Consider the following 21,758-nt stretch of genomic DNA (forward strand, 5'->3'; position numbering starts at 1 on the left):
GAGTTACCATGGACGATTCATACATTGATAACATCAAGCGAAGTCAACTTGAGGAAAAAATCTCCAAAATAGCTAAAAAAGTATCAAAAAATGAATTGGGAGGAGGGCCGATGGTGGTTGCAATTGAAAATGAAAATGGAGAAATCTATAGAGTGATAACAACATATGGAATGTCCTCATACCTTAGCTTAGTTGATAAATTGGCTGCATTAGGCTTAACGGATTTGTTTGCCGATAATTTAAGCCCGGGTAAGTACGACAGCCAATTCACATTTAAATGATTATTAAGAGCAGTTTTAGAACTGCTCATTTTTGACCATATACTTTTCAACGTATCGATTGGATGTTTCCTGATTTTCAATATGACTAATTTCGCTTTCTAGTAACTGGCTGATTGCTGCATAATCTGGTTTTTCTTGCAGCACATACATTTGAAGCTTACGCAGGCGAGAAGCGTAACGGTCATTGCAAACTTTGCGTTCATCGTTACGATTCCAGTTAATATGACCATCAATTAAAATCGCATCATTTGAAGTCGCATCTAATACAGGTGTGAATGTTGGTTCTGGTATATTCATTTATTTAATTCCTAAATTTAGAGTGTAAGATTCCCTGACGTGCTAACGTCATTTATTTAATTGGGTATTATTTAGTTGAGTGGTAAGGTTAAATTTTTAGGTAATAAGGCGCTTGAGCCTTTAATATAATTAATGGCTTTAACAATATTAAATATTTCTTTTGAAGTGAAATCTTCAAATTGACAACCATGTCTAGACTTATCAATTTCAGCCATAAAAAATATAATAGCTAAAAGCTTTTTATTATTTGCATGGTCTTCATTAAAACGGTCACGCATTTCTTTTATAAATGATTTTAATTCTTTATTCTCTAATCCCGACGTTTTAGATTTAACTTCACATACTTTATTGATACCGTGTACACGCTGGCCTATAGACATTGGCATGTAACGTTGTTCAAGTATTGCTGGATTCTGTTGCATAGTAATTACCTATATTCTAGAAATTAAATAAACAGTTGCAAACAAAATAACGGGAACAATATATTTTAATGAACCATCTTTTTTGTTTACGCTGATTTCTTCTAAACGTTTAAATGAGTCGCCAGTGACTTTATATTTGTATTGCTGTTTATGTGCTTGAGTCATAATCACACCATTGCTTGGCTGAATCCCACAACGGTATCAATCGCTGATACAAACGCAGGGGATGAATGTAAACGGGCTGAAATTGTCACACCAACTAATGCTAAACAACGGATCGCATTATTTACGCTCTGTTTAATTTCAGCGGAACGGGCATTATTAATATGACCACCTAAAACCGCTTGGCTTGCTAACTTTCCGACCTCTGCTGTTGCATTTAAAATATATGCAGGGAAATTTCCGTCAGTCGCATTATTCAACGGTACAGACGGCTGGCATTGAAGCTGCTCCAGCAAACCATCAATTAAAGTTGCGTCTTCTGTTGCATCGGTAACTTTAACTAAATCGCCCCATGTAAATTGGTGCGGCTGTTCTGGGTTTAACTTGTTACGCAACATTTGCGCATTCATGCCGATTTTTTCCGCTATCTGAACAAGGTCACCTTTGTGAGCAATCGCAAAAGCACGACATGCATTATCAAAGTGTGATTGTTTGGAAGCTTGATAATCAAACATGGTATTTGTTCTCCTAAAGCGAATAATAACTACGCTTGAAGCGAAACATTACATTCTGACAATGATTCAACAGTAATTGCAGCAAGATTAATAAAAACTGTACCTTGCTTTAAACCTTTATCCTTTTTGCGAATAGGTAGGCGTCCATCAGCAATCATATTGCGTACTGAGCTTTTAGATAAACCAGTACGCTTAGAATACTCACTAACTGTGACGTATGGGTCTGGAATGGTTATTGTAATGTTTGGTCGCATAAGGCAAAATCTCCTATTAGTGTGCTATTTGGTATTGCTTAGTGTTATTTGGTGCTTTGCTTGATGGGAAATTTACTTCACTTAACGTGAAGTGTCAACATCAAACTGGCTTTATTTTGCATAGTGTAAAGTTCATGGGAAAGAAAATGAATGATTCATTTGATTTTGTATCATGTGAAAACAGTGGAGTTGTCTTAGATAGAATCATGGAAGCCTATGGTTTTACTTCAAAAATGACATTAGCTGAACATTTCAATATGGGAGCTAGTGCAATTTCAGGACGGTATAAAAGAAATATTTTTCCTGCTGATATGGTTGTTAGGTGTATGCATGAAACAGGAGCTAATCTTGAATGGTTAGTTTGGGGAACTGGCAATCCATTTGATAACGAACGAGTTGATATATTGAAGCTAACTAACTTCAAAGAACTAAACGGTGAGCTACAAAGAGCTAGCACTGTAATGTTTGATAAAGCTATGTTTTCAGCTAATAAGCCAATGCCAATAGAGCCAATTTGTGTACAAATTGACAGGGATTACTATTTAGTTGATAAATCCTTTGGCAATATTTTTGATGGCAAATGGCTCGTAGATATTGAAGGAAAAATCAGTGTTCGTGAGTTAACTCGCATTCCAATCCAACGCGTTCGAGTTTCTGGCGTGGGCATGGCTTTTGATTGTGATTTAAAAGACCTAACAATACTTGGCAGGGTTATAAAAGAAATAAAGGATTATTGATATGAGTGCAACTAAAAAAGAAAAAGTAACTGAAGTGGTTGAAGTTTTAGGACAATCAAAAGAAAAGAAAAAAAACTGTTTTGTGATTATGCCTATAGCGGATCATCCTGATTATGAAAAAGGACACTTTAAGCGAGTTTATGATTATTTGATAAAGCCCGCCTGTGAAGCTGCTGGATATGAAGCCATCAGGGCTGATGATAGTAAAGCTTCTCATCTAATTATGTTCGATATCTTAAAAAACATTGTTGAATGTGATATGGCAATATGCGATTTAACTACTAAAAATGCAAACGTATTTTATGAGTTGGGGTTAAGACAAGCATTTAATAAAAAAACAATTTTAATTACAGATGGAAAGGAAAAAGCCCCTTTTGATATTTCAGGGTTTCGATATGTTCAATATTCACCATCATTAAGAATAGATGAAACTACGGTAGATATTAATCAAATTACTGGTATGTTAAAGGAAACAGAGAACGCACCTGAGAGTGATGTTAACTCGATAGTTAAGTTATTAGAGATAGAGCCAGCTAAAATAGATTATAAAACTTTAAACTCAGAAGAGTCTATGTTTTTTAAAATGTTAATAAGGATGAATGATAGATTGGATGATTTATCAAATGATATTTATAATAATAAAAGTATCAGTATAAGTAACAGTGAGTTAAATAGAATAGTAAACGGATATTCTACAAGAAAAGCACTTAAATCAGAATTATCTTTGTATGATGTCATTGTTAATGGATTGAATATTCATAATTACAATTATTTCGATTCTGAAATAAAATTAGGTTCAATAAAAAAAATGAATGAGGAATTTATCTTTTTTATTAAAGAGAATAATCGAGTAATTCGTTATCATAATACAGAGAATGTTCAAAAGGAAGTTACAGCCAAAGAAATTGAAGTATGAAGGTAAAAAAACAACTCGATGGTCGCTGGCGTTTAGATTTTTATCCTGAAGGGAAGAAAAACGGGAAGGGTAAGCGCATTCGAAAAACATTCACCACCAAAGGTGAAGCGATAGCCTATGAACGTTATATTTTAGACAACACCAATAATCAACCTTGGTTGAATGATAAAGAAGACCGACGCAAACTTATTGAGCTTGTTATTTCGTGGTATGAATCGCACGGTATAACTTTGAATGATGGTGAGCAGCGTTTAACCGGGATGACTTTTGCCTGTGAAGCAATGGGCGACCCATTAGCCACTGAATTTAATGCGCAAATGTTTTCTTCATATCGTGAAAAGCGCATGTCGGGCAAAATTTATCGTACGGAAAGATACAAGCAAGTTTCCACTCGGACAATGAATATTGAGCTTGCATGGTTTCGTGCCATGTTCAACGAACTATCAAGGATGGGCACTTGGAAACACGGAAACCCTTTACAAAGTATTAGACCGTTTAGAACTGACGAATCAGAAATGGCGTTTCTGACCCATGATGAAATTAAGTTATTACTTGAAGAGTGCGCGAACAGTTCAAATAAGCATTTACTAACAGTCGTTAAAATTTGCTTATCAACAGGGTCTAGGTGGTCAGAAGCTGAAAGCTTGAAAGCGTCAAATGTTACACCTTACCGAATTACGTATAACAAAACTAAAGGCAAGCGTAATAGAACAGTTCCAATCAGTGAAGAGTTATATGAATTGCTGACAGCAGGAAACAAAAGGGGGGCTTTGTTTACTTCTTGCTATTCTGCTTTTGGTAGTGCTTTAAAACGCACGGGTATTGAATTACCTGATGGACAATCGACCCACGTATTGAGACATACATTTGCAAGCCACTTTATGATGAACGGTGGCAATATTTTAGTCTTACAGCGCATACTTGGTCATACTGATATCAAAATGACAATGCGTTATGCACACTTTGCCCCTGACCATTTAGATGAAGCTTTGCGATTAAATCCACTTGTCACAATGTCCTAGCTAGTAAAATTATTGCCCCTTTTGTGTCCCCCTAGGTAATCAATCATTGGTGCTATTTGTTTCTATTTGATGTTGAAATTATTTATATTTCAGTAAGTTATTGTTTTATAAATATAAGGGACATTACTCTTAATCACTCGGTCGTGGGTTCGATCCCCACACAACCCACCAGTGTTTTCAATGAGTTATGAGCATGCTGCGGAACCTATACTGACTGTATGGGACGTATTTGGGACGCAGCCATTGAAAACAGTATCAATTTGTTTGGCGTGTTCGGTTATTAAGTTTGATACATTACATCCGTTCTCATTGTTTATATCAATAATATATTTGATATTTAGAGGCTATGCTATCATATCCTTCATAAAGCTATTCTTTCAATTTATTAAATCTCAATACTGGTTCAATAAACCAATGAATAATTGAGTTTGATGCTAGTAAAAGTGCAATTGTAATTGTAGATAGAGTAAATGCTATTATTAATAATAAATTTAGTTCTATATCTAAAAAACTTAATATTTGTAATATTACAAAACAAATAATTGGATGGATTAAATAAACACCTAAAGCATTATTTGATATTTTTGCATATTTTTGAGTTGATAAAGCAAAGTAAATAATAATCGAACCTAGTATTAGGCTTATTACAAAATCGAAAATATAGATAATGAATGAGTTGAGAATTAAATTAGTCTTGATTGCACCGAAAATTATCTCATAAAAATCGTTTCGATAATTAAGAAAGGTAATCGCTAAAAATGCTATACAAAAAATAGTGATAATAGGCTTTTTCCTTAACGAAAATATATTTTGATTATGAATAAAATAAGCAATGACAAAAAATGGGAAATATAAAATAATTGAAAAAAAGCTAGAAATCGGCATTAGGTAAGTCTTTGTTATAAAGGATATTATTAGTGATGTGATTAAGATCGCAGATAGGTTAAATTTGTTTGATTTAAAGCTCTCTGGTAATAATAAAAAAACAGCTTGCCATATAGGTGTTGCTAAAAAGAACCAAACCCCGTACTGAGGAGAAAACAAGTATTTTTTTAAAGTTAACTCACCGGTGAAGTAAAGTGGAACCATGTCGATTGTTTGAAACGTAAAATAAATTATAAGGGCAGGAAGAAGGTGAGATTTTAACTCTTTCCATGTTGTATTTTTTGTTATAAATGCGACTATAAATACAAACATAGGAATTAATGTTAAGTCAAAAGCAGTAATAAGCAACGAATATTTGTTTTTATCAACTAAATTTAAATAAAAATTAAAAACAATTAATGAACTTAATATTAATTTTAGCGTTGGCCAATATGGTTGGCCAACGTTTTTTATATTCAAGATTAAGTGATTTTCTTTTTTCATATATATGCCCTATATAAAAATTGATTTATTGTACCTCATTGGGGTTATAATTTAAAAGAAATTATTTTAGTAATTACGAAATGAGAGATAATAAGTCTAATATTGATTAGTCTTTTTCCGTTAATATTTTATTCTTATTGTAAGAGGGAACATGATTTAGGAATTGAATATAAGTTTATTGCACAATTTTGTATCACTTAATGGCAAGATAAAAATCACTAACTTTTAGGTCTAAGAACTAAAAAATGAGAGGTAACTGAAAGCAGAGTTATTTTTGATTGGGCAAAATATGATTTGATTGAAATTTAACCAGTTAGGGGAGGGATGTTTGAAATAGAACGCAGTTGTTTTTTAGCACGTGAAATGTACAGGGAAAACAATTGAATAGCAGAGGATGAGAAGCTAGGGAGCTAAATTTAACTCAAGTCTCTGCTATTACATAAGCATCTAATGATACTTTTTAGTATCAGTAAGAAGTAAATCAAGAATTTTAGGGCTATTTCAGTGATAACTTTATTATATAGTCCTTGGATGATGATTAGCTTATATTGTTATCAAATATTTTTTTAGTCACTGTAATTGAAGGCTCGACGCCCAATATGTATAAGGCTTGTTCTAAAAGGTCAATTTTAGATGTGTAATGAATATCCAGTAAGCGTTCTATCTGTTGTGCATTGATATTCAATCTGCGAGCGAGATCGACGCGTTGCATTGCAGAGTTGAGAATGGCGTTATGCAAGGCAATTTTTAAGCAACAGATTATGGGTAAATAAACCGTAAATGCTTCACCATTTTTTTGTTGTGTTGCTAATGGAATTGGTTTTCTGAGTTCGATATGTTCTGCAAAAGAGGCTAGCAAAATTTCTTGGGCTTCTAATTCAACATCTTCTTTACAATAGCTAACTCCTTGAAGGCCAGGAAAATCACTAAAATTGATTTCATATACGTTTTCTTCCTCAATAAATTCTATTGTTGCCTGATAATTGAACATATTTTTCCTTCAAATTATATTTCAGAGTGCTCAGTGTTGCACTGGAGCATGAGGAAAACAAGCTTATCAATTAACTTATGTGGCCATTTCTTGCTTCATTTTTGTATCTATTGGTCCTACATGTTGTTATGAGGGGGTTGTTAGTACAATTAATGTGATTTTCCTAACATAAATTCAGCAATGTGAGAATCGCTTTATTCGGAAATTATTTAGAAACAAAGAAAACAAGTGTGAAGTTTGTCTCAAATTGAGAAATATTTTTTTCCATAAAAATCCTAATAAATTAGCTTCTTTTATAAGCAAATGTCTCACTGAATTATTTTAACTAAAAGTTATTTATTTTTTAATCTTTCATTATCTGATTAAGCAATTTTACTTAAGGTAACTTGATGGTTAGGGGGTTTTGTTAAAATAAAAGTATATAGTAATCATTTGTTATTATAACATTGAGTTATTAAAATTATTATGGTTACGTGAAAATGGCTAAAAATGATAAGTACGAAGACAATTAATAATACCTTTAGTGCTTTTTATTTTGAGCACCAACTGAATATTTTAAAAATGATATAAAAAACATTTGGAAAATGGAGTGTTCTTAATTGAAACCTGCATTTTTTGCTCTTAACACAAAAGTGATAGGTTAGCGTAGGTTGATCTTTTTATTAAAAAAAATGAATTTTTTGCTATTTTACATAAAAAATAAATATTAATTAACCCAAAAAAACTACTTTAATGAATTAATAACAAAATGATCACTTGAAATAATAAATATGCAAAAATATCTTACAAAAATATTTAAGCTGAATAAACTTTCATTATTGGTAATCGACGTAAATTTTATTAGTTTTATTAATATTACAGGGTGATGATACTTATTTTATAGTTTAATGATTCTAATGAAAATGGAAGTGAATACTTAATATGTATGACAATATAATGGCTGTTTATATGATAACTGCGATTGAATAATTTTGAACGATGGCTGTAATATATATCAAACTTATTGAAAATTAATGATTAAATTTTATTCCAATAATGCCGATAAAGCCTTAATACAGTAATGTATAACTCAGTTTCTTAATACTAAAAATTGATTTGGATCAATATATTGTTTTTGATGTTATGCTTGGTTTATTAGGCTTAATAATCACATGTAAGGAGTGATTGGTTTGATTAAAATCCTGGCATTTTGCTTAGGTTAACTCAAAATGTTGTGGATATTTAGGATAAGGTAATAGAAGATAAAGAAATAATGAAGATTATTTAATGAATTAATGGGTAATCGCCCTATTGATACAAAAAGAAACATAAGTACCTTGAATAGTTAATTTAGTGGTGCATAATAATTAGCGACTAATAATGACATCAGCAATTTCTGATTTTTATGGAAACTGCTAATTTTTTAGTCATTCTTTATTGTTGTAGGTATTCAGGAAATATATTTAATTTAAGTTTGGAAGCTTGTGTATTTGTACTCCAAATTGGGTATTTTGAATGGATAACATGGGGAAATTAATGGAATTACATTTACCCAATTTAATTAATTTTTTAATTTAATAATTTGAATACACAATACTTTCAAATTCATATTTGTTCTTTTTGCACACAGATCGCACAGATGTTGATAATATTCGGAAAGGAAAAAAAATGAGCTCGACGACAGATTTTCTGAAGCATATATACGATATTAACCTCTCATATTTGCTATTAGCCCAAAAACTCATCTCTCAAGAGAAAGCCTCTGCGATGTTTCGTCTAGGTATCTCTGATGCAATGGCAACTACTTTAGCAGACCTTACACTCCCTCAATTAGTCAAATTAGCAGAGACAAACCAGCTAATCTGCCAGTTTAGATTTGATAATAGTGAAACAATTGAAAAACTAACTCGTGATTCAAGAGTTGATGAATTACAACAAATTCATACAGGTATCTTACTTTCGACCCGATTATTGCAAACGCATAATGAGGGCGACACCGAAATAGCGAGAAAAAGATGAGTACCGCAGCTGAAAAAAGTATAGTCCAAGAAGCGAATGACATTCGACTAGCCATGGAATTGATCTCTTTGGGCGCTCGCCTTCAAATGTTAGAAAGTGAAACGCAAATCAGTCGCGGTCGTTTAGTTCGTTTATACAAAGAGCTAAGAGGTAGCCCTCCACCGAAAGGAATGTTACCTTTTTCTACAGATTGGTTTATGACATGGGAACAGAATATTCATTCATCCATGTTCTATAATGCTTATCAATTTTTACTGAAAAGCGGCCAATGTCGTGGTGTTGACGCTATATTAAAAGCCTATAGGTTATACCTTGAACAGTGTATTCCAGAACCCGGCGAAGAACCTTTGTTGGCTTTAACACGTGCTTGGACGCTAGTCCGTTTTGTGGAAAGTGGCATGTTACAAAGTTCACAATGTAGTTGTTGCCATGGCTCTTTTATTACTTACGCACATATTCCTGAAAATAGCTTCACTTGTAGTTTATGCCAACCGCCATCACGCGCAATAAAAAAACGTAAACTTTCCGAACATCTAGCCGATATTACGGTATATCGACAGGATGGCATTACTAAAGCGGTAATGTAATTGGATTGATTTGGTTAGCAGGCAAAATTTTTTGCCTGTCACTCCTAATATTCCCTTTGACTGCCATCTGTTAACCAACGGAGTGAAAGGGAATATTGTGTTAATACTCATCGGGTATATCATTGTTACAGTTGCGGTTATTGGCGGATATATAATGGTCGGCGGCCATTTAGGTGCGCTTTATCAACCCGCTGAATTTGTCATTATTTTAGGGGCAGGTTTAGGTGCTTTTGTTGTTGGTAACAGTAGCAAATCCATCGTCGCCTTGTGCAAAGTATTACCAAAACTCTTTCGTCGTTCCTCTTACAATAAAACAATGTCAATGGATTTAATGGCATTGTTATTTCAATTACTTAATAAATCGCGCCAACAAGGGTTACTTGCACTTGAGAAAGATATTGACAATCCAAGTGAAAGTGAAATTTTCTCCCAATATCCCCGTATTTTAAAAGATGAGTCCACCATGATGTTCATTGTGGACTATTTACGTCTGATGGTGAGTAGTAACTTACAAAGTCATGAAATTGAAGCATTAATGGATGAAGAATTAGAAACTTTTCGTCAAGAAAATGAAGTACCTGCTTCGGGGCTAAACATGGTCGGTGACTCTATGCCTGCATTTGGGATTGTTGCGGCCGTTTTGGGTGTCGTGAATGCCTTGGGCTCAGCAGACCGTCCCGCAGGTGAACTTGGTGCTTTAATTGCTCATGCAATGGTTGGTACATTTCTAGGTATTTTAGTGGCTTATGGCTTTATTTTGCCTTTAGCTGCTCTGATTAGGTTGCGCAGTAGTGAGCAATTGAAAATGATGGAATGTATTAAAGTGACTTTCCTCTCTGCATTGCAAGGGTATGCTCCTCAAATTGCGGTTGAATTTGGCCGTAAGGTGTTATTCAGCGCAGATAGACCTTCATTTGTTGAACTTGAAGATAAAGTTCGAGAAGTGAAAGTAGGTGCTCGCTCACAAGAAACAACTGAGGAGTAACAAACGAATGGCAGCCAATACACCTCATGTTATTCGGGTTAAAAAGCGCAGTTCACATCATCAAAACGGACACGGCGGTTCATGGAAAATTGCTTATGCCGATTTTATGACGGCGATGATGGCGTTTTTTTTAGTGATGTGGCTGATCTCAATTTCAAGTCCTCAAGAATTAACACAAATTGCTGAGTATTTCCGTACTCCCTTGAGTACAGCTATCAACCCGGGAAGTAAAAGTGGTGATGCCACAAACCCTATTCCTGGTGGGGGTAAAGACCCGATTTTCCGTGATGGGGATGTGATGCCAGAGCCCAATAATATTATTGATGGAAATGCAAATTATCGTTTTGAAAAATTAAAAGAGTCCCTTGAGCAGGCTATTTTAAAAGACCCCCGTTTGAATGAATTAAAGCCACATTTATTGATTGATATGATTAATGATGGGCTACGCATTCAAATTGTTGATAGTGAAAATCGCCCAATGTTTAAAGTCGGTTCGGCAACGGTTGAACCGTATATGCGCGATATTTTGCGTGCAATAGCACCACTTCTTAATGATGTTCCTAATCGAATTAGTATCTCCGGTCATACTGATGATCTCGCTTATGCCAACGGCGCCAATTACAGCAACTGGGAGCTTTCATCAGATCGCGCAAATGCTTCGCGCCGTGAATTGATTCGCGGTGGAATGGATGAAAATAAAGTATTACGCGTGGTTGGGATGGCTTCAGCCATTCATTTAGACAAAGAAGATGGTTTTGCCCCGATCAACCGCCGGATAAGTATCATTGTGTTAAATGATGAAGAAACCAAACAAATTCTCCGCGAATACGATGGCGCCAAGCCGATCAATGATGTGCTGAATAAACCGCAAAAACCCATGCAAGAAACGGCTGTGGGTGTTGTCGCTGCGGTGAAAATACCGTGATGAATTGCTGTTATTTGAATTTATTACATAACTTGTTTAGTTGTCTGCCGGGGGGTTCCGGCAGTCAGCGTTAAGTGAAACTTAAGCGAAATTGGATAAAAACCATGGATATTACCGAGTTTTATCAAACATTTTTCGATGAGGCCGATGAGTTGCTCAGGGATATGGAACAACATTTACTTGAGCTTGATCCTTTTGACCCGGATAGCGAGCAGCTAAATGCCATCTTCCGCAGTGCCCACTCAATCAAAGGAGGGGCTGCAACCTTTGGTTTCACTCAGTTGCAGAATACAACTCATACATTGGAAAACCTTTTAGATAAGGCGCGTCATGATGAGTTAACCCTCACGCCTGACATAATAGATGTTTTTCTTGATGCTAAGGATGTCATGGCATCACAGTTAGATGCCTATAAAAATGATTCTTTGCCGGATGAAGATACCTTCAAGCGTATTTGTGAGGTGCTTAGCCGGGTTGAAAATAGAGCGGAAGAGGTCGCTGAGACAGGTACTGCGATATCTGAAACTAAAGTTGAAGATGCGGTTGTTGAAGACACACCCGCGAAGCAAGGTGAATATTCACACTACTTTATGATCTCGTTAAATCAGCTCAAAGAAAATGAAGTTGATTTATTGGCGGATGAGCTCAGTTTATTTGGGCATTTATATCATACTGAAAAAACAGCAAATAGTTTACAAGCATGGGTAGGAACTAATACGGATATTGATGATATTAGTGGGGTGCTATGTTTTGTGGTGGATGAATCGCAAATTAGCCATGAAGTAATTTCATTTGCCGATTGCCTCGCTTTTTCAAAGGAAGAAACGTTATTAAATGATGATAAAGTTGCAGCGAATGAAGTCACAGAGCCTCAAGTAGATACTCCGCAAAGCTCGGCAAAACCTGCTGCACCCACCACGGCTAAAAAAACGGCAATCGCTAAACCGAAAGGGGATTCGAGCAGCATTCGTGTGGCTGTAGAGAAAGTTGACCAGCTGATTAACTTAGTGGGTGAGCTGGTGATTATTCAATCAATGTTGACCCAACATAGTCAACATGTCGATCAGAACGAATACAGTGATTTGTTAAGCTCAATCGTACAGTTAGAGCGTAATTCCCGCGCTTTGCAAGAATCCGTCATGTCAATTCGCATGATGCCAATGGACTACGTATTTAGCCGTTTCCCGCGCATGGTACGCGATATCGCTTCCAAATTAGGTAAAAAAATTGAACTGAAAGTAGAAGGAAGTTCGACTGAACTCGATAAAAGCTTGATTGAGCGCATTGTTGATCCACTAAATCACCTTGTTCGCAATAGCCTCGACCATGGGATTGAAAAGCCAGAAGTTCGTGTGGCAAATGGTAAGTCGGAAGCCGGAACACTGACCTTAGCGGCAGCACATCAAAGTGGCAACATTTGTATTGAAGTGCGTGATGACGGCGCAGGGCTAAATCGTGAACGTATTTTGGCAAAAGCGAAGTCACAAGGCATGAATGTGCATGATGGGATGAGCAATGATGAAGTTGCGATGCTGATTATGGCACCGGGTTTTTCAACAGCAGAGGTGGTGACGGACGTTTCGGGACGCGGTGTTGGAATGGATGTGGTTAAACGAAATATCCAAGACATGGGCGGTCGTATTCAAATCGGTTTTACCGAAGGTAAAGGTACCGTTATCCGCATTTTATTACCGCTCACTTTAGCCATTTTGGATGGTATGTCTGTGAAAGTAGCGGAAGATGTTTTTATCGTTCCATTGAGTGCCATTATCAGTACCTTGCAGCCTCGGCAAGAGGATATTTATCGCTTAGCGGGAGAAGAAAAAATGCTGCTTGTGCGAGGGGAATATTTGCCACTTGTTGAATTACACCAAGTATTTTCCATCGAAGAAGCCGAGCGAAATTTAGATAACAGTATTGTGCTGATTATTCAAAATGCAGGCCACCGTTTTGCGTTGTTAGTTGACAAGCTCGTCGGGCAACAGCAAGTGGTGGTGAAAAACATTGAAAGTAATTATCGCAAAATCCCTGGTATTTCCGCAGCAACGATTATGGGCGATGGCTCTGTTGCATTGATTTTAGATGTGGCTGAGCTGCAAAAAATGAATAACAGCATTTTGATTAAAAAGAAACAGCAGGTTTCTCAACCTGTCGTGCACTAAATAGAGGCCATACACCATGTCTATGTTAGATGATGATTTAAATAAACACGAAGAAGAAAAAAACGGCGAAGGCTACCTCATTTTTACCTTGGGTGAAGAAGAGTATGGCATTGAAATCTTAAAAGTGCAGGAAATTCGTGGCTATGAACAAGTGACTCGTATCGCGAATACCCCTGATTTTATCAAAGGTGTGACTAATTTACGTGGAGTCATCATTCCAATTATTGATTTACGGGTGAAGTTTTCCCATGAAAACGTGGTGTATAACGATAACACGGTCGTTATTGTGGTGAATTTAAAAGATCGCGTTGTCGGTATTGTCGTCGATGGGGTTTCGGATGTGCTGGTCTTGAATGAAGAGCAAATTGCGCCACCACCTGATTTTGCGGTGACATTATCGACCCAATATCTGACAGGGCTCGGAACATTAAATGACCGTATGTTGATTTTAGTCGATATCGAAAAATTATTAACTAGCGATGAAATGGCGCTGATTGACAGCATGGCTGAGTAATTATCAGCCCCAATAATTGTTCAAATAATAATAAGTCATTAACTAAAGTTTTTGGTTGGATGACCGATATCCAAAATACAACAAAATTATGTTAGTAAAACGTCATGTACAGTCGAATTAAAATCGTATCGGGACTTTTGTCCGTCATTTTTATCTTTATTTTGCTGCAACTGGTATCCAGTGGGTTGATGTTTACCAAACTGGGCGATAACAGCGACAGCATTAGTTATTTGAATTCCTTACAACGCCAAAGACAAGTATTAACAGAAAGTTGGGTTAATTTGTTACAAGCCCGGGCGAACTTAAACCGCTCTATCAATGCCTATTTGCTCGAAGGTCGTAAAATTCAAGACGATGCAACGACAGAAGACTTGATTAAAGCCGCTAAACGTAACTTTAAATCAGCGGATGACGCTTACGCACGTTATAACAAGCTGATGCAAAGTTCAGATTATGATAAAGCCAAATTTGAAAAGCTGTTTAGTACCTATGAAACCTATCGTGATGCGTTAATCAAGCTAAGTGAATTCGCTGAAAAAGGTGACCTTGAAGGTTTTTATGCACACAGAACCTCAGGGCACCAAGTGAAATTTGAAGAGCAATTTAACGCTTATTTTGCGGATATTTCAGCAGATTTCCAGGCCGAAGTTGTCAATGCAGATAATAACTATCGCCAATCATTATACATGTTGGTGACGTTATCTATCTTACTCGCTTTGATTGGTTTCTTCAGTTATCGCTATGTTCGTAAAGGTATTATCGAGCCACTCGGTATCTTAATTGAACGTATTAAAGTCTTTGCTTCAGGGGATTTAACACCGAATGTGACAACAATTGCCAAGAATGAAATTGGTGAATTGGCCAATGGTGTTCAACACATGCAACAAGAGCTGATTAATACGGTTCGAGGTGTGCTAGATGGTAGCGAAACTATTTACCAAGGTACAACCGAAATTGCAGCAGGTAACAATGACTTGTCAGCACGAACTGAGCAACAAGTCGCTTGCTTAGAAGAAACTTCAGCCAGTATGAGTGAACTGACTGCCACTGTTAAACAAAATACCGAATACGCTCACCAAGCGAGTGAATTTGCAAACCAAGCGTCAGTGATAGCAAAAGAGGGTGGCAAAGTGGTATCGAATGTGGTCAGTACCATGCTGAACATTGCGGATAGCTCACAGAAAATCTCTGATATTACTGCAGTTATCGATAGCATCGCTTTTCAAACTAACATCTTAGCGCTTAATGCGGCTGTTGAAGCGGCAAGGGCAGGTGAGCATGGTCGTGGTTTTGCCGTTGTTGCTGATGAAGTGCGTAATTTGGCACAACGCAGTGCAGATGCCGCTAAAGAGATTAAAACGTTAATTGAAGATTCGGTGTCAAGAACTGGGACAGGCGCTCGCCAAGCTGAGGATGCAGGCGAAACAATGACCAAGATTGTTGAATCTGTTACACGTGTTACTGACATTATGACGCATATTGCGACCGCATCAGACGAGCAAAGCAAAGGAATTGCACAAGTCAGTATTGCTGTCGCTGAAATGGACAAAGTTACGCAGCAAAATGCGTCGCTGGTTGAGCAATCCGCGGTTGCAGCCAATGTATTGGAAGAGCAAGTGGCAAAACTGTCGCAACTGATTTCTATCTTCCGTTTACCACCATTAAAACAAAGTGAAATACGCAATATTCAGCCGGCAGCAAGAACGGTTTCAAATATCGTTAAAACACCGGATCTGACAAAACTATCATCGAAAGAACATAAAGATGATGACAATTGGGAAACTTTCTAAGGGTTAAGCTCAGTTTCGCGCTGCAAAGCTACGGTTTTGCAGCGTTCCTGCGCATTAGAAAACAAGGCAATGTTTCAGAGGTTCAGTTCTCTTAGCTGGCACAAGTGGGGATTTCTATGTTTGGTAAAAATATCCGGATTTCGGTGAGTTTATATCTTCTTCTCATTTTATTTTGTGGGATGCAGATTGTGTCTAGCGGGGTTTCTGTTGGGATTGTTGTAAGCGAATTAAAATCCTTAGAGCGCATTGATTTGGGGTCTGATAAGCGTTCGATGCTTGAAGAAACCAATAAGCACCTAATGCAAGCACGCAATAGCCTAACTCAAATTGCATTGCTGCATAAAGTCGGTGGTAATGAACCATTGATTGAAGAAACAAGAGTGACTTTTGACAAATTACTCGCAGAAGCTGAGAAAGACTACACTACGTTTAAAAACCAGCCCCTTTTAAGTGAGAAAGAAAATCTTGCGGCTTTAGAGGCTCGGTATCAAGCATTTGTCTTAACACTCAAAGCATTAAAAACACATTTAGATAATAACGATATTGCAGCCTATATTGAACTTCCTGCTCAAGAAAACCAGGATCAGTTGGAGCAAGTTGTTGAGGAATACCTTGAATTACTGAATGCTGAAAGCGACGAATCTCTTGCGGTAGCAAGAATGTATAACACCTTCGCTTGGAGTTCATTTTGCTCAGTGATCGTCATTATCATCGCGGTTATTGCATTTGCTCATTATTGGATGAAACGTAAAGTAATTAACCCACTGAAGAGTATGGGAGAGCACTTTGCATTAGTGGCTGATGGCAAACTCAATCAGAAAATTGAAGTGACGACCCGTGATGAAATCGGTGAGGTATTTGGCAAGCTAAAGGATATGCAGGAGTCTTTAGTGACTTCAGTGACCGCCTTGCGTTCAAATACTGACCAAATGTATACCGGTATTCGTGAAATTGCTTTAGGTAATAATAACTTATCTTCACGTACTGAGCAGCAAGCAGCATCACTCGAAGAAACTGCGGCTAGTATGGAAGAGTTGACAGCAACCGTTAAGCAAAATGCGGATAACGCACGTCAAGCCAGTGAACTTGCTGTTAGTGCATCGAAAACCGCAACGAAAGGTGGAGAGATCACCGAAGACGTGATTGACACCATGACTTCCATTTCTAATAGCTCACAAAAAATCAGTGCCATTATTAGTGTGATTGATGGGATTGCTTTCCAAACCAATATCTTAGCATTGAATGCTGCCGTTGAAGCCGCTCGAGCAGGTGAACAGGGGCGCGGATTTTCTGTGGTTGCTGGTGAAGTTAGAGCGCTAGCTCAGCGCAGTGCGGAAGCGGCAAAAGAAATTAAAACCTTGATTGATGAGTCTGTCGGTAGAGTGAGCCAAGGTTCTCAGCTTGTTAATGAAGCGGGGGAAACCATGAGTGAGTTAGTTGCAGCTGTTAACCAAGTTACTGAATTAATGGGCAACATTGCTTCTGCTTCCAATGAACAAAGCCGTGGTATTGAGCAAGTCGCCACAGCGGTAAGCCAAATGGATTTAGTGACACAACAAAATGCGGCATTAGTGGAACAATCGACTAGTGCGACGGCGGCGTTAGAAGACCAAGCAAACAACTTAGTTGATACGGTTGCATTCTTTGAATTACCCGAAAGTCATTTAAATCGTAATCGGCGTTAAGTGTTGTGAAAATTCGTTTCTGAATTTTCGGTGGATAACCGTAACAGGTTATTTTTCCTTAGGTTATCCATCCTAAAAGGCAGCCAAATAACTGGCTGCCTCTGGGTTTTTATTGAATAGGACGACAAGTACGATGCTTTTTGTACCACAGGTAGAACCACTGACTGATGATGAGTTTGGTCGGGTTTGTCGATTTATTCATAAAAAATCAGGCATTGTCCTCACCATGAATAAAAAAAATATGGTCTATAACCGGCTGTTAAAGCGGTTACGTGATTGTAATATCGACAATTTTTCCGACTATTTGCGGATGTTAGAGCGTGAGCCTCACCATGCAGAATGGCAAGCTTTCGTGAATGCTTTGACGACAAATTTAACTGCGTTTTTTCGTGAACCGCACCATTTTGTGACGTTAGCGGACTTTGTTCGTACGCGTAAAAATAGCGCCATTAATATTTGGTGTGCCGCATCTTCAACAGGAGAAGAGCCGTATTCGATAGCAATGACATTAAGTGATGTACTTGGGCCGAATGCCATCAATGCCAAAGTGATTGCCAGTGACATTGACACGGAAGTGCTAGAAAAAGCGAAACAAGGCGTGTATCGCGTAGAAGAGCTGAAATCATTGACGGCATTACAGCGACAACGTTATTTCATGAAAGGGGTTGGTGAATTTGACGGTTATGCACGAGTCAAACCTGCATTGCGCCAAATGATTGAATTTCGTTACTTAAACTTGAGTGACCATGACTGGCAGATGCAACATCGGTTTGATGCTATTTTTTGTCGTAATGTCATGATTTATTTCGATAAAGAAATGCAGATTAAAATGTTAGAGCGCTTTGTTCCATTGCTTAAGCCAGACGGATTACTTTTTATCGGGCATTCCGAAAATTTATCGCAGTTATCACAAAGTTTCGTTATTAAAGGGCAAACCGTCTACAGCTTGCAAGCGGCGAGGAGGGGGTAATGAAAAAGATTAAAGTGCTATGTGTGGATGACTCAGCACTGATGCGCCAATTAATGCGCGAAATTATTAATAGTCATGAAGACATGGTTGTGGTTGATACTGCACCAGACCCTTATGTTGCACGTGACTTAATCAAACAACATGAACCGGACGTGATCACGTTAGACGTGGAAATGCCGCGAATGGATGGTATTGATTTCTTAGAAAAACTAATGCGCTTGCATCCAATGCCTGTGGTAATGGTTTCAACATTAACGTCGAAAGGTTCGGAAGTGACGTTAAAAGCGCTGGAATTAGGTGCTGTGGATTTTGTCACGAAACCACAAATTGGTATCCGCGAAACCATGATGAGTTATCGCGATATTATTGGTGAGAAAATTCGCGCAGCAGCCATGTCTAAAATTACTCAGCGCAGCCGCTTTGCCCGCCCTGACAAAAAGGTTAATGAGCCAGTTTCTCAAGCGAAAGCACTCTCTCCCTATGTTTGCAATAGCCGTGTGATTGCGGTTGGCGCATCGACCGGAGGAACGGAGGCAATACGGCAATTTCTGGAAATGTTACCTCATGAATGCCCTCCGGTAGTGATCACTCAACATATGCCAGCGGGTTTTACGCGTTCTTTTGCTGATCGCTTAAATAAGCTCTGTGTATTGACCGTAAAAGAAGCTGAACACAACGAACTATTACAAAAAGGCCATGCATATATTGCACCAGGCGATTCGCACATGTTGATTGCGGATAAAGGCAAGGGATTTCAAGTTATTTTGCAGCAAAGCGAACCTGTTAACCGGCATCGTCCTTCTGTTGATGTGTTGTTTGATTCAGTCGCTCAATGTGTTGGGCGAAAATGTATTGGCATTTTATTGACAGGGATGGGGATGGATGGCGCGAAAGGGCTATTAAATTTACGTAAGCAAGGGGCTATCACTTACGCACAAAACGAAAGTAGTTGCGTGGTGTTTGGAATGCCTCGCGCGGCGATTGAATTGGGGGCTGCGGATGAGGTGCAAGATATTCTCAAGATTGCCCCAAGTGTTTTAGCAAGACTTTCTTCTGTCACGGTTTAAACCGTGACAGGAATTCACAATTGTATTTTGAAGGAGTGGTTATGGCCGCTAAAGATCTCAGTTTTTTGGTTGTCGATGATTTTTCTACAATGCGACGTATCGTCCGTAACTTATTAAAAGAGCTCGGATTTAACAAAATAGAAGAAGCAGAAGACGGTGTTGATGCTTTAGAAAAAATCCGTACAGGCAGCATCGATTTTGTTGTTGCTGATTGGAATATGCCAAACATGGATGGCCTTGAGTTGCTTAAAACCATTCGTGGTGATGATGCCTTGAAGCATATCCCAGTACTCATGGTGACAGCAGAAGCGAAAAAAGAAAATATTATTGCCGCTGCACAAGCGGGTGCGAGTGGTTATGTCGTTAAGCCGTTCACTGCCGCTATCTTAGAAGAAAAACTGAATAAAGTATTTGAAAAAATGGGGCTGCAATAACAGTGCGTGCCAAAGGAGATTTTCATGACTGAGCAAGTGGGTATGGAAGGTATTCGCAATGGTAATGATGATTTAAAACAAGTCATTACGCGCATTGGTACGCTAATGAGAACGCTGCGTGAAAGTATGCGCGAATTGGGGCTAGAAAAAAGCGTTCAACAGGCAGTGGCGAGTATTCCAGACGGAAAAGATAGGCTGCGTTATATCGCCCAAATGACGGCGCAAGCGGCAGAAAAAACCTTAAATGGTATTGATGTCATCAAACCACTGCAAGTGGAAATGAATAAAAATGCGCAGGTATTGCAACAGCAGTGGCAAGAAACCGCTGGAGATGGGGTTCCTGCACAATTGCGTGAGTCAACAGAAGCTTTTTTAGGGCAAGTGATCCAAGACAGCGAAACCACCAAAGCAGAGCTGTTAGAAATCATGATGGCGCAAGATTTCCAAGATTTAACAGGGCAAGTCATCAAAAAAATGATGGAAGTGGTTGAAGAAGCTGAAAAGCAACTGCTCGCACTGTTAATGGAAAATACACCACCTGAAATGCGTGCGAAAACGCAAAACGAAAGTTTGCTCAATGGCCCACAAATCAATAAAGAAGGCGTAAATGTGATGGCATCACAGTCTCAAGTTGATGATTTGCTTGATGAGCTGGGCTTCTAATCGCCGACAAGTTTTTAATTCAACTACTCTAATTACATAGGGTTAGGGTAGTTTTATTGTATTTGCGTTACAAGGAGAGGATTGCAATGATAAATAACGATTTAATTTCTACTTTTGTGATTAAAGAAAAAAAAGAACTAAAAGAAATAGTTCAAGAAAATGATGGAGATATTAATGAGTGCTCTACTGAATTACAGATGAGACAGGCGTTAATTAATCAACTCAAAAAAGCGCGTTTAGCCAATAATTTAACCCAAATTCAAATTGCGGAAAAAATGCAAACTCAGAAGCAGAACGTGTCCCGTTTGGAAAAAGCGCAGTTCGACCCAAAATTAGGCACATTATTAAAATATGCAGAAGCGGTGGGGATGCGGATTACCTTGGATTTTTCCTCTAAACCTTGAATTATATAGAGCCTATGAGTATTCAGCTGAACAATTTAATTGCTAATCATGTTGATAAACAGCAATGATTTTACTACCAAGTATTTGCTCAAATTCCTCGATAAAATTATCGCGTATATCCCAATTATGAAAACTAAAACCTAAATTGCCGAATGCCCATTGAGGGTCAAACTGCCATTCATTAAGTGAGCCATGAAAATCGCAATAAAAACAAGCGAGATTTTCTGGTTTTCCTTCATACCAATCCGTAACAGTATCACTCCATGCATGGCTATGCTCACTTTGTTCCTGATTACATTGTGGGCAATAAATACCAAGGCCATTTCCCCCTGCATGAAAAACTGTTCGTTCTGTCACGATAGACAGGTAGTTTTTTAGCGTATCTTCAGGAAGTTGAGTTGGGACGATTTCATCATTAATCACGTACAAAATGGGTTCTTTGTGAGTGGGGGTAGGACGATAAATCACTTCACCATACTCGATACTTTGAAAGTCAGGGTCGATAATACCTTGATGTTTTAGCCAATTAAGCATACGTAAGGCTTCTTTTGGGGCATCTTCTAAAGTGATATCAGGGGCAACAAGGTGACAAATATCCATAATAACCCT

25 protein-coding genes are annotated in these 21,758 nt (G+C 37.8%); 17 read left to right on the plus strand and 8 right to left on the minus strand.

Annotated elements, in window-relative coordinates; all coding sequences use genetic code 11:
- Positions 1-8: 8 nt before the first annotated feature.
- Positions 9-281, plus strand: a complete 273-nt coding sequence (locus tag SJ312_RS01760; protein WP_096864694.1) for a hypothetical protein — start codon at positions 9-11, stop codon at positions 279-281.
- Between the two features lie 15 nt (positions 282-296).
- Here SJ312_RS01760 and SJ312_RS01765 read toward each other — a convergent pair whose 3' ends face one another.
- The 5 genes from SJ312_RS01765 to SJ312_RS01785 form a co-directional block, all read right to left on the minus strand.
- Positions 297-578, minus strand: coding sequence for a hypothetical protein (locus tag SJ312_RS01765; RefSeq protein WP_109911724.1), 282 nt, complete (start codon positions 576-578; stop codon positions 297-299).
- 71 nt (positions 579-649) lie between these two features.
- On the minus strand, positions 650-1,000 hold the full coding sequence (locus SJ312_RS01770; protein ID WP_238562769.1) for a DUF5347 family protein: 351 nt from the start codon (positions 998-1,000) through the stop codon (positions 650-652).
- 9 nt (positions 1,001-1,009) lie between these two features.
- A complete protein-coding gene (locus SJ312_RS01775; protein ID WP_164455376.1) occupies positions 1,010-1,165 on the minus strand; it encodes a hypothetical protein in 156 nt (51 codons plus the stop codon).
- A gap of 2 nt (positions 1,166-1,167) precedes the next feature.
- Positions 1,168-1,677: a phage regulatory CII family protein gene (locus SJ312_RS01780; protein ID WP_319866803.1), complete on the minus strand. Its 510-nt coding sequence runs from the start codon at positions 1,675-1,677 to the stop codon at positions 1,168-1,170.
- Positions 1,678-1,706: 29 nt separating this feature from the next.
- Positions 1,707-1,931, minus strand: a complete 225-nt coding sequence (locus SJ312_RS01785; protein ID WP_272661892.1) for a helix-turn-helix transcriptional regulator — start codon at positions 1,929-1,931, stop codon at positions 1,707-1,709.
- Between the two features lie 146 nt (positions 1,932-2,077).
- On the opposite strand from SJ312_RS01785, the gene SJ312_RS01790 reads away from it, so the two are divergent.
- Genes SJ312_RS01790 through SJ312_RS01800 form a run of 3 tightly spaced genes read left to right on the plus strand, consistent with a single transcriptional unit; the run spans position 2,078 to position 4,606 of the window.
- A complete protein-coding gene (locus SJ312_RS01790) occupies positions 2,078-2,668 on the plus strand; it encodes a phage repressor protein CI (protein ID WP_319866805.1) in 591 nt (196 codons plus the stop codon).
- A gap of 1 nt (position 2,669) precedes the next feature.
- On the plus strand, positions 2,670-3,584 hold the full coding sequence (locus SJ312_RS01795; protein WP_319866806.1) for a hypothetical protein: 915 nt from the start codon (positions 2,670-2,672) through the stop codon (positions 3,582-3,584).
- Complete coding sequence (locus SJ312_RS01800) at positions 3,581-4,606, plus strand: tyrosine-type recombinase/integrase (protein WP_319866807.1); 1,026 nt, start codon at positions 3,581-3,583, stop codon at positions 4,604-4,606. The genes SJ312_RS01795 and SJ312_RS01800 overlap by 4 nt, the downstream gene beginning before the upstream one ends.
- Before the next feature lie 369 nt (positions 4,607-4,975).
- Here SJ312_RS01800 and SJ312_RS01805 read toward each other — a convergent pair whose 3' ends face one another.
- Together SJ312_RS01805 and SJ312_RS01810 are read right to left on the minus strand one after the other, a co-directional pair.
- The gene (locus SJ312_RS01805; RefSeq protein ID WP_187710215.1) at positions 4,976-5,974 is read right to left on the minus strand and encodes an acetyltransferase; all 999 of its coding nucleotides are present in this window, start codon (positions 5,972-5,974) and stop codon (positions 4,976-4,978) included.
- Between the two features lie 538 nt (positions 5,975-6,512).
- Positions 6,513-6,965 carry a hypothetical protein gene (locus SJ312_RS01810; protein WP_110591508.1) on the minus strand — a complete coding sequence of 151 codons (453 nt, stop codon included), beginning with the start codon at positions 6,963-6,965 and terminating at the stop codon, positions 6,513-6,515.
- Between the two features lie 1,647 nt (positions 6,966-8,612).
- On the opposite strand from SJ312_RS01810, the gene flhD reads away from it, so the two are divergent.
- The 13 genes from flhD to SJ312_RS01875 all read left to right on the plus strand — a co-directional run bounded on the left by flhD (position 8,613) and on the right by SJ312_RS01875 (position 21,149).
- Positions 8,613-8,963 carry a flagellar transcriptional regulator FlhD gene (flhD, locus tag SJ312_RS01815; protein ID WP_036957860.1) on the plus strand — a complete coding sequence of 117 codons (351 nt, stop codon included), beginning with the start codon at positions 8,613-8,615 and terminating at the stop codon, positions 8,961-8,963.
- The gene (gene flhC, locus SJ312_RS01820) at positions 8,960-9,550 is read left to right on the plus strand and encodes a flagellar transcriptional regulator FlhC (RefSeq protein ID WP_004255732.1); all 591 of its coding nucleotides are present in this window, start codon (positions 8,960-8,962) and stop codon (positions 9,548-9,550) included. Before flhD ends, flhC begins: the two co-directional genes overlap by 4 nt.
- A 97-nt stretch (positions 9,551-9,647) precedes the next feature.
- Positions 9,648-10,535: a flagellar motor stator protein MotA gene (gene motA / locus SJ312_RS01825; protein ID WP_319866809.1), complete on the plus strand. Its 888-nt coding sequence runs from the start codon at positions 9,648-9,650 to the stop codon at positions 10,533-10,535.
- A 7-nt stretch (positions 10,536-10,542) separates the two neighbouring features.
- Positions 10,543-11,460 (plus strand): flagellar motor protein MotB, encoded by a 918-nt coding sequence (gene motB / locus SJ312_RS01830; RefSeq protein WP_004255726.1) that lies wholly within the window; start codon positions 10,543-10,545, stop codon positions 11,458-11,460.
- 104 nt (positions 11,461-11,564) lie between these two features.
- The gene (gene cheA, locus SJ312_RS01835; RefSeq protein WP_319866811.1) at positions 11,565-13,622 is read left to right on the plus strand and encodes a chemotaxis protein CheA; all 2,058 of its coding nucleotides are present in this window, start codon (positions 11,565-11,567) and stop codon (positions 13,620-13,622) included.
- A gap of 16 nt (positions 13,623-13,638) precedes the next feature.
- Positions 13,639-14,136 carry a chemotaxis protein CheW gene (cheW, locus tag SJ312_RS01840; protein ID WP_004909833.1) on the plus strand — a complete coding sequence of 166 codons (498 nt, stop codon included), beginning with the start codon at positions 13,639-13,641 and terminating at the stop codon, positions 14,134-14,136.
- Positions 14,137-14,240: 104 nt separating this feature from the next.
- Positions 14,241-15,926 carry a methyl-accepting chemotaxis protein gene (locus SJ312_RS01845; RefSeq protein WP_096864706.1) on the plus strand — a complete coding sequence of 562 codons (1,686 nt, stop codon included), beginning with the start codon at positions 14,241-14,243 and terminating at the stop codon, positions 15,924-15,926.
- A gap of 116 nt (positions 15,927-16,042) precedes the next feature.
- Positions 16,043-17,611: a methyl-accepting chemotaxis protein gene (locus SJ312_RS01850; protein ID WP_187710217.1), complete on the plus strand. Its 1,569-nt coding sequence runs from the start codon at positions 16,043-16,045 to the stop codon at positions 17,609-17,611.
- 133 nt (positions 17,612-17,744) lie between these two features.
- Complete coding sequence (locus tag SJ312_RS01855; protein ID WP_004255713.1) at positions 17,745-18,581, plus strand: chemotaxis protein-glutamate O-methyltransferase; 837 nt, start codon at positions 17,745-17,747, stop codon at positions 18,579-18,581.
- Positions 18,581-19,648: a protein-glutamate methylesterase/protein-glutamine glutaminase gene (locus tag SJ312_RS01860; protein ID WP_153673542.1), complete on the plus strand. Its 1,068-nt coding sequence runs from the start codon at positions 18,581-18,583 to the stop codon at positions 19,646-19,648. Before SJ312_RS01855 ends, SJ312_RS01860 begins: the two co-directional genes overlap by 1 nt.
- Positions 19,649-19,689: 41 nt before the next feature.
- Positions 19,690-20,082: a chemotaxis response regulator CheY gene (gene cheY, locus SJ312_RS01865; protein WP_004255705.1), complete on the plus strand. Its 393-nt coding sequence runs from the start codon at positions 19,690-19,692 to the stop codon at positions 20,080-20,082.
- Between the two features lie 24 nt (positions 20,083-20,106).
- On the plus strand, positions 20,107-20,745 hold the full coding sequence (locus SJ312_RS01870; protein ID WP_094961165.1) for a protein phosphatase CheZ: 639 nt from the start codon (positions 20,107-20,109) through the stop codon (positions 20,743-20,745).
- A gap of 86 nt (positions 20,746-20,831) precedes the next feature.
- Positions 20,832-21,149 carry a helix-turn-helix transcriptional regulator gene (locus SJ312_RS01875; RefSeq protein WP_232062951.1) on the plus strand — a complete coding sequence of 106 codons (318 nt, stop codon included), beginning with the start codon at positions 20,832-20,834 and terminating at the stop codon, positions 21,147-21,149.
- A gap of 42 nt (positions 21,150-21,191) precedes the next feature.
- On the opposite strand, the gene SJ312_RS01880 is transcribed toward SJ312_RS01875, so the two are convergent.
- A complete protein-coding gene (locus tag SJ312_RS01880) occupies positions 21,192-21,749 on the minus strand; it encodes a hypothetical protein (protein WP_110591512.1) in 558 nt (185 codons plus the stop codon).
- Between the last annotated feature and the right edge of the window lie 9 nt (positions 21,750-21,758).

The organism is Providencia sp. CIM-Carb-044 (genome assembly GCF_033901115.1).
Taxonomy (GTDB): domain Bacteria; phylum Pseudomonadota; class Gammaproteobacteria; order Enterobacterales; family Enterobacteriaceae; genus Providencia; species Providencia hangzhouensis.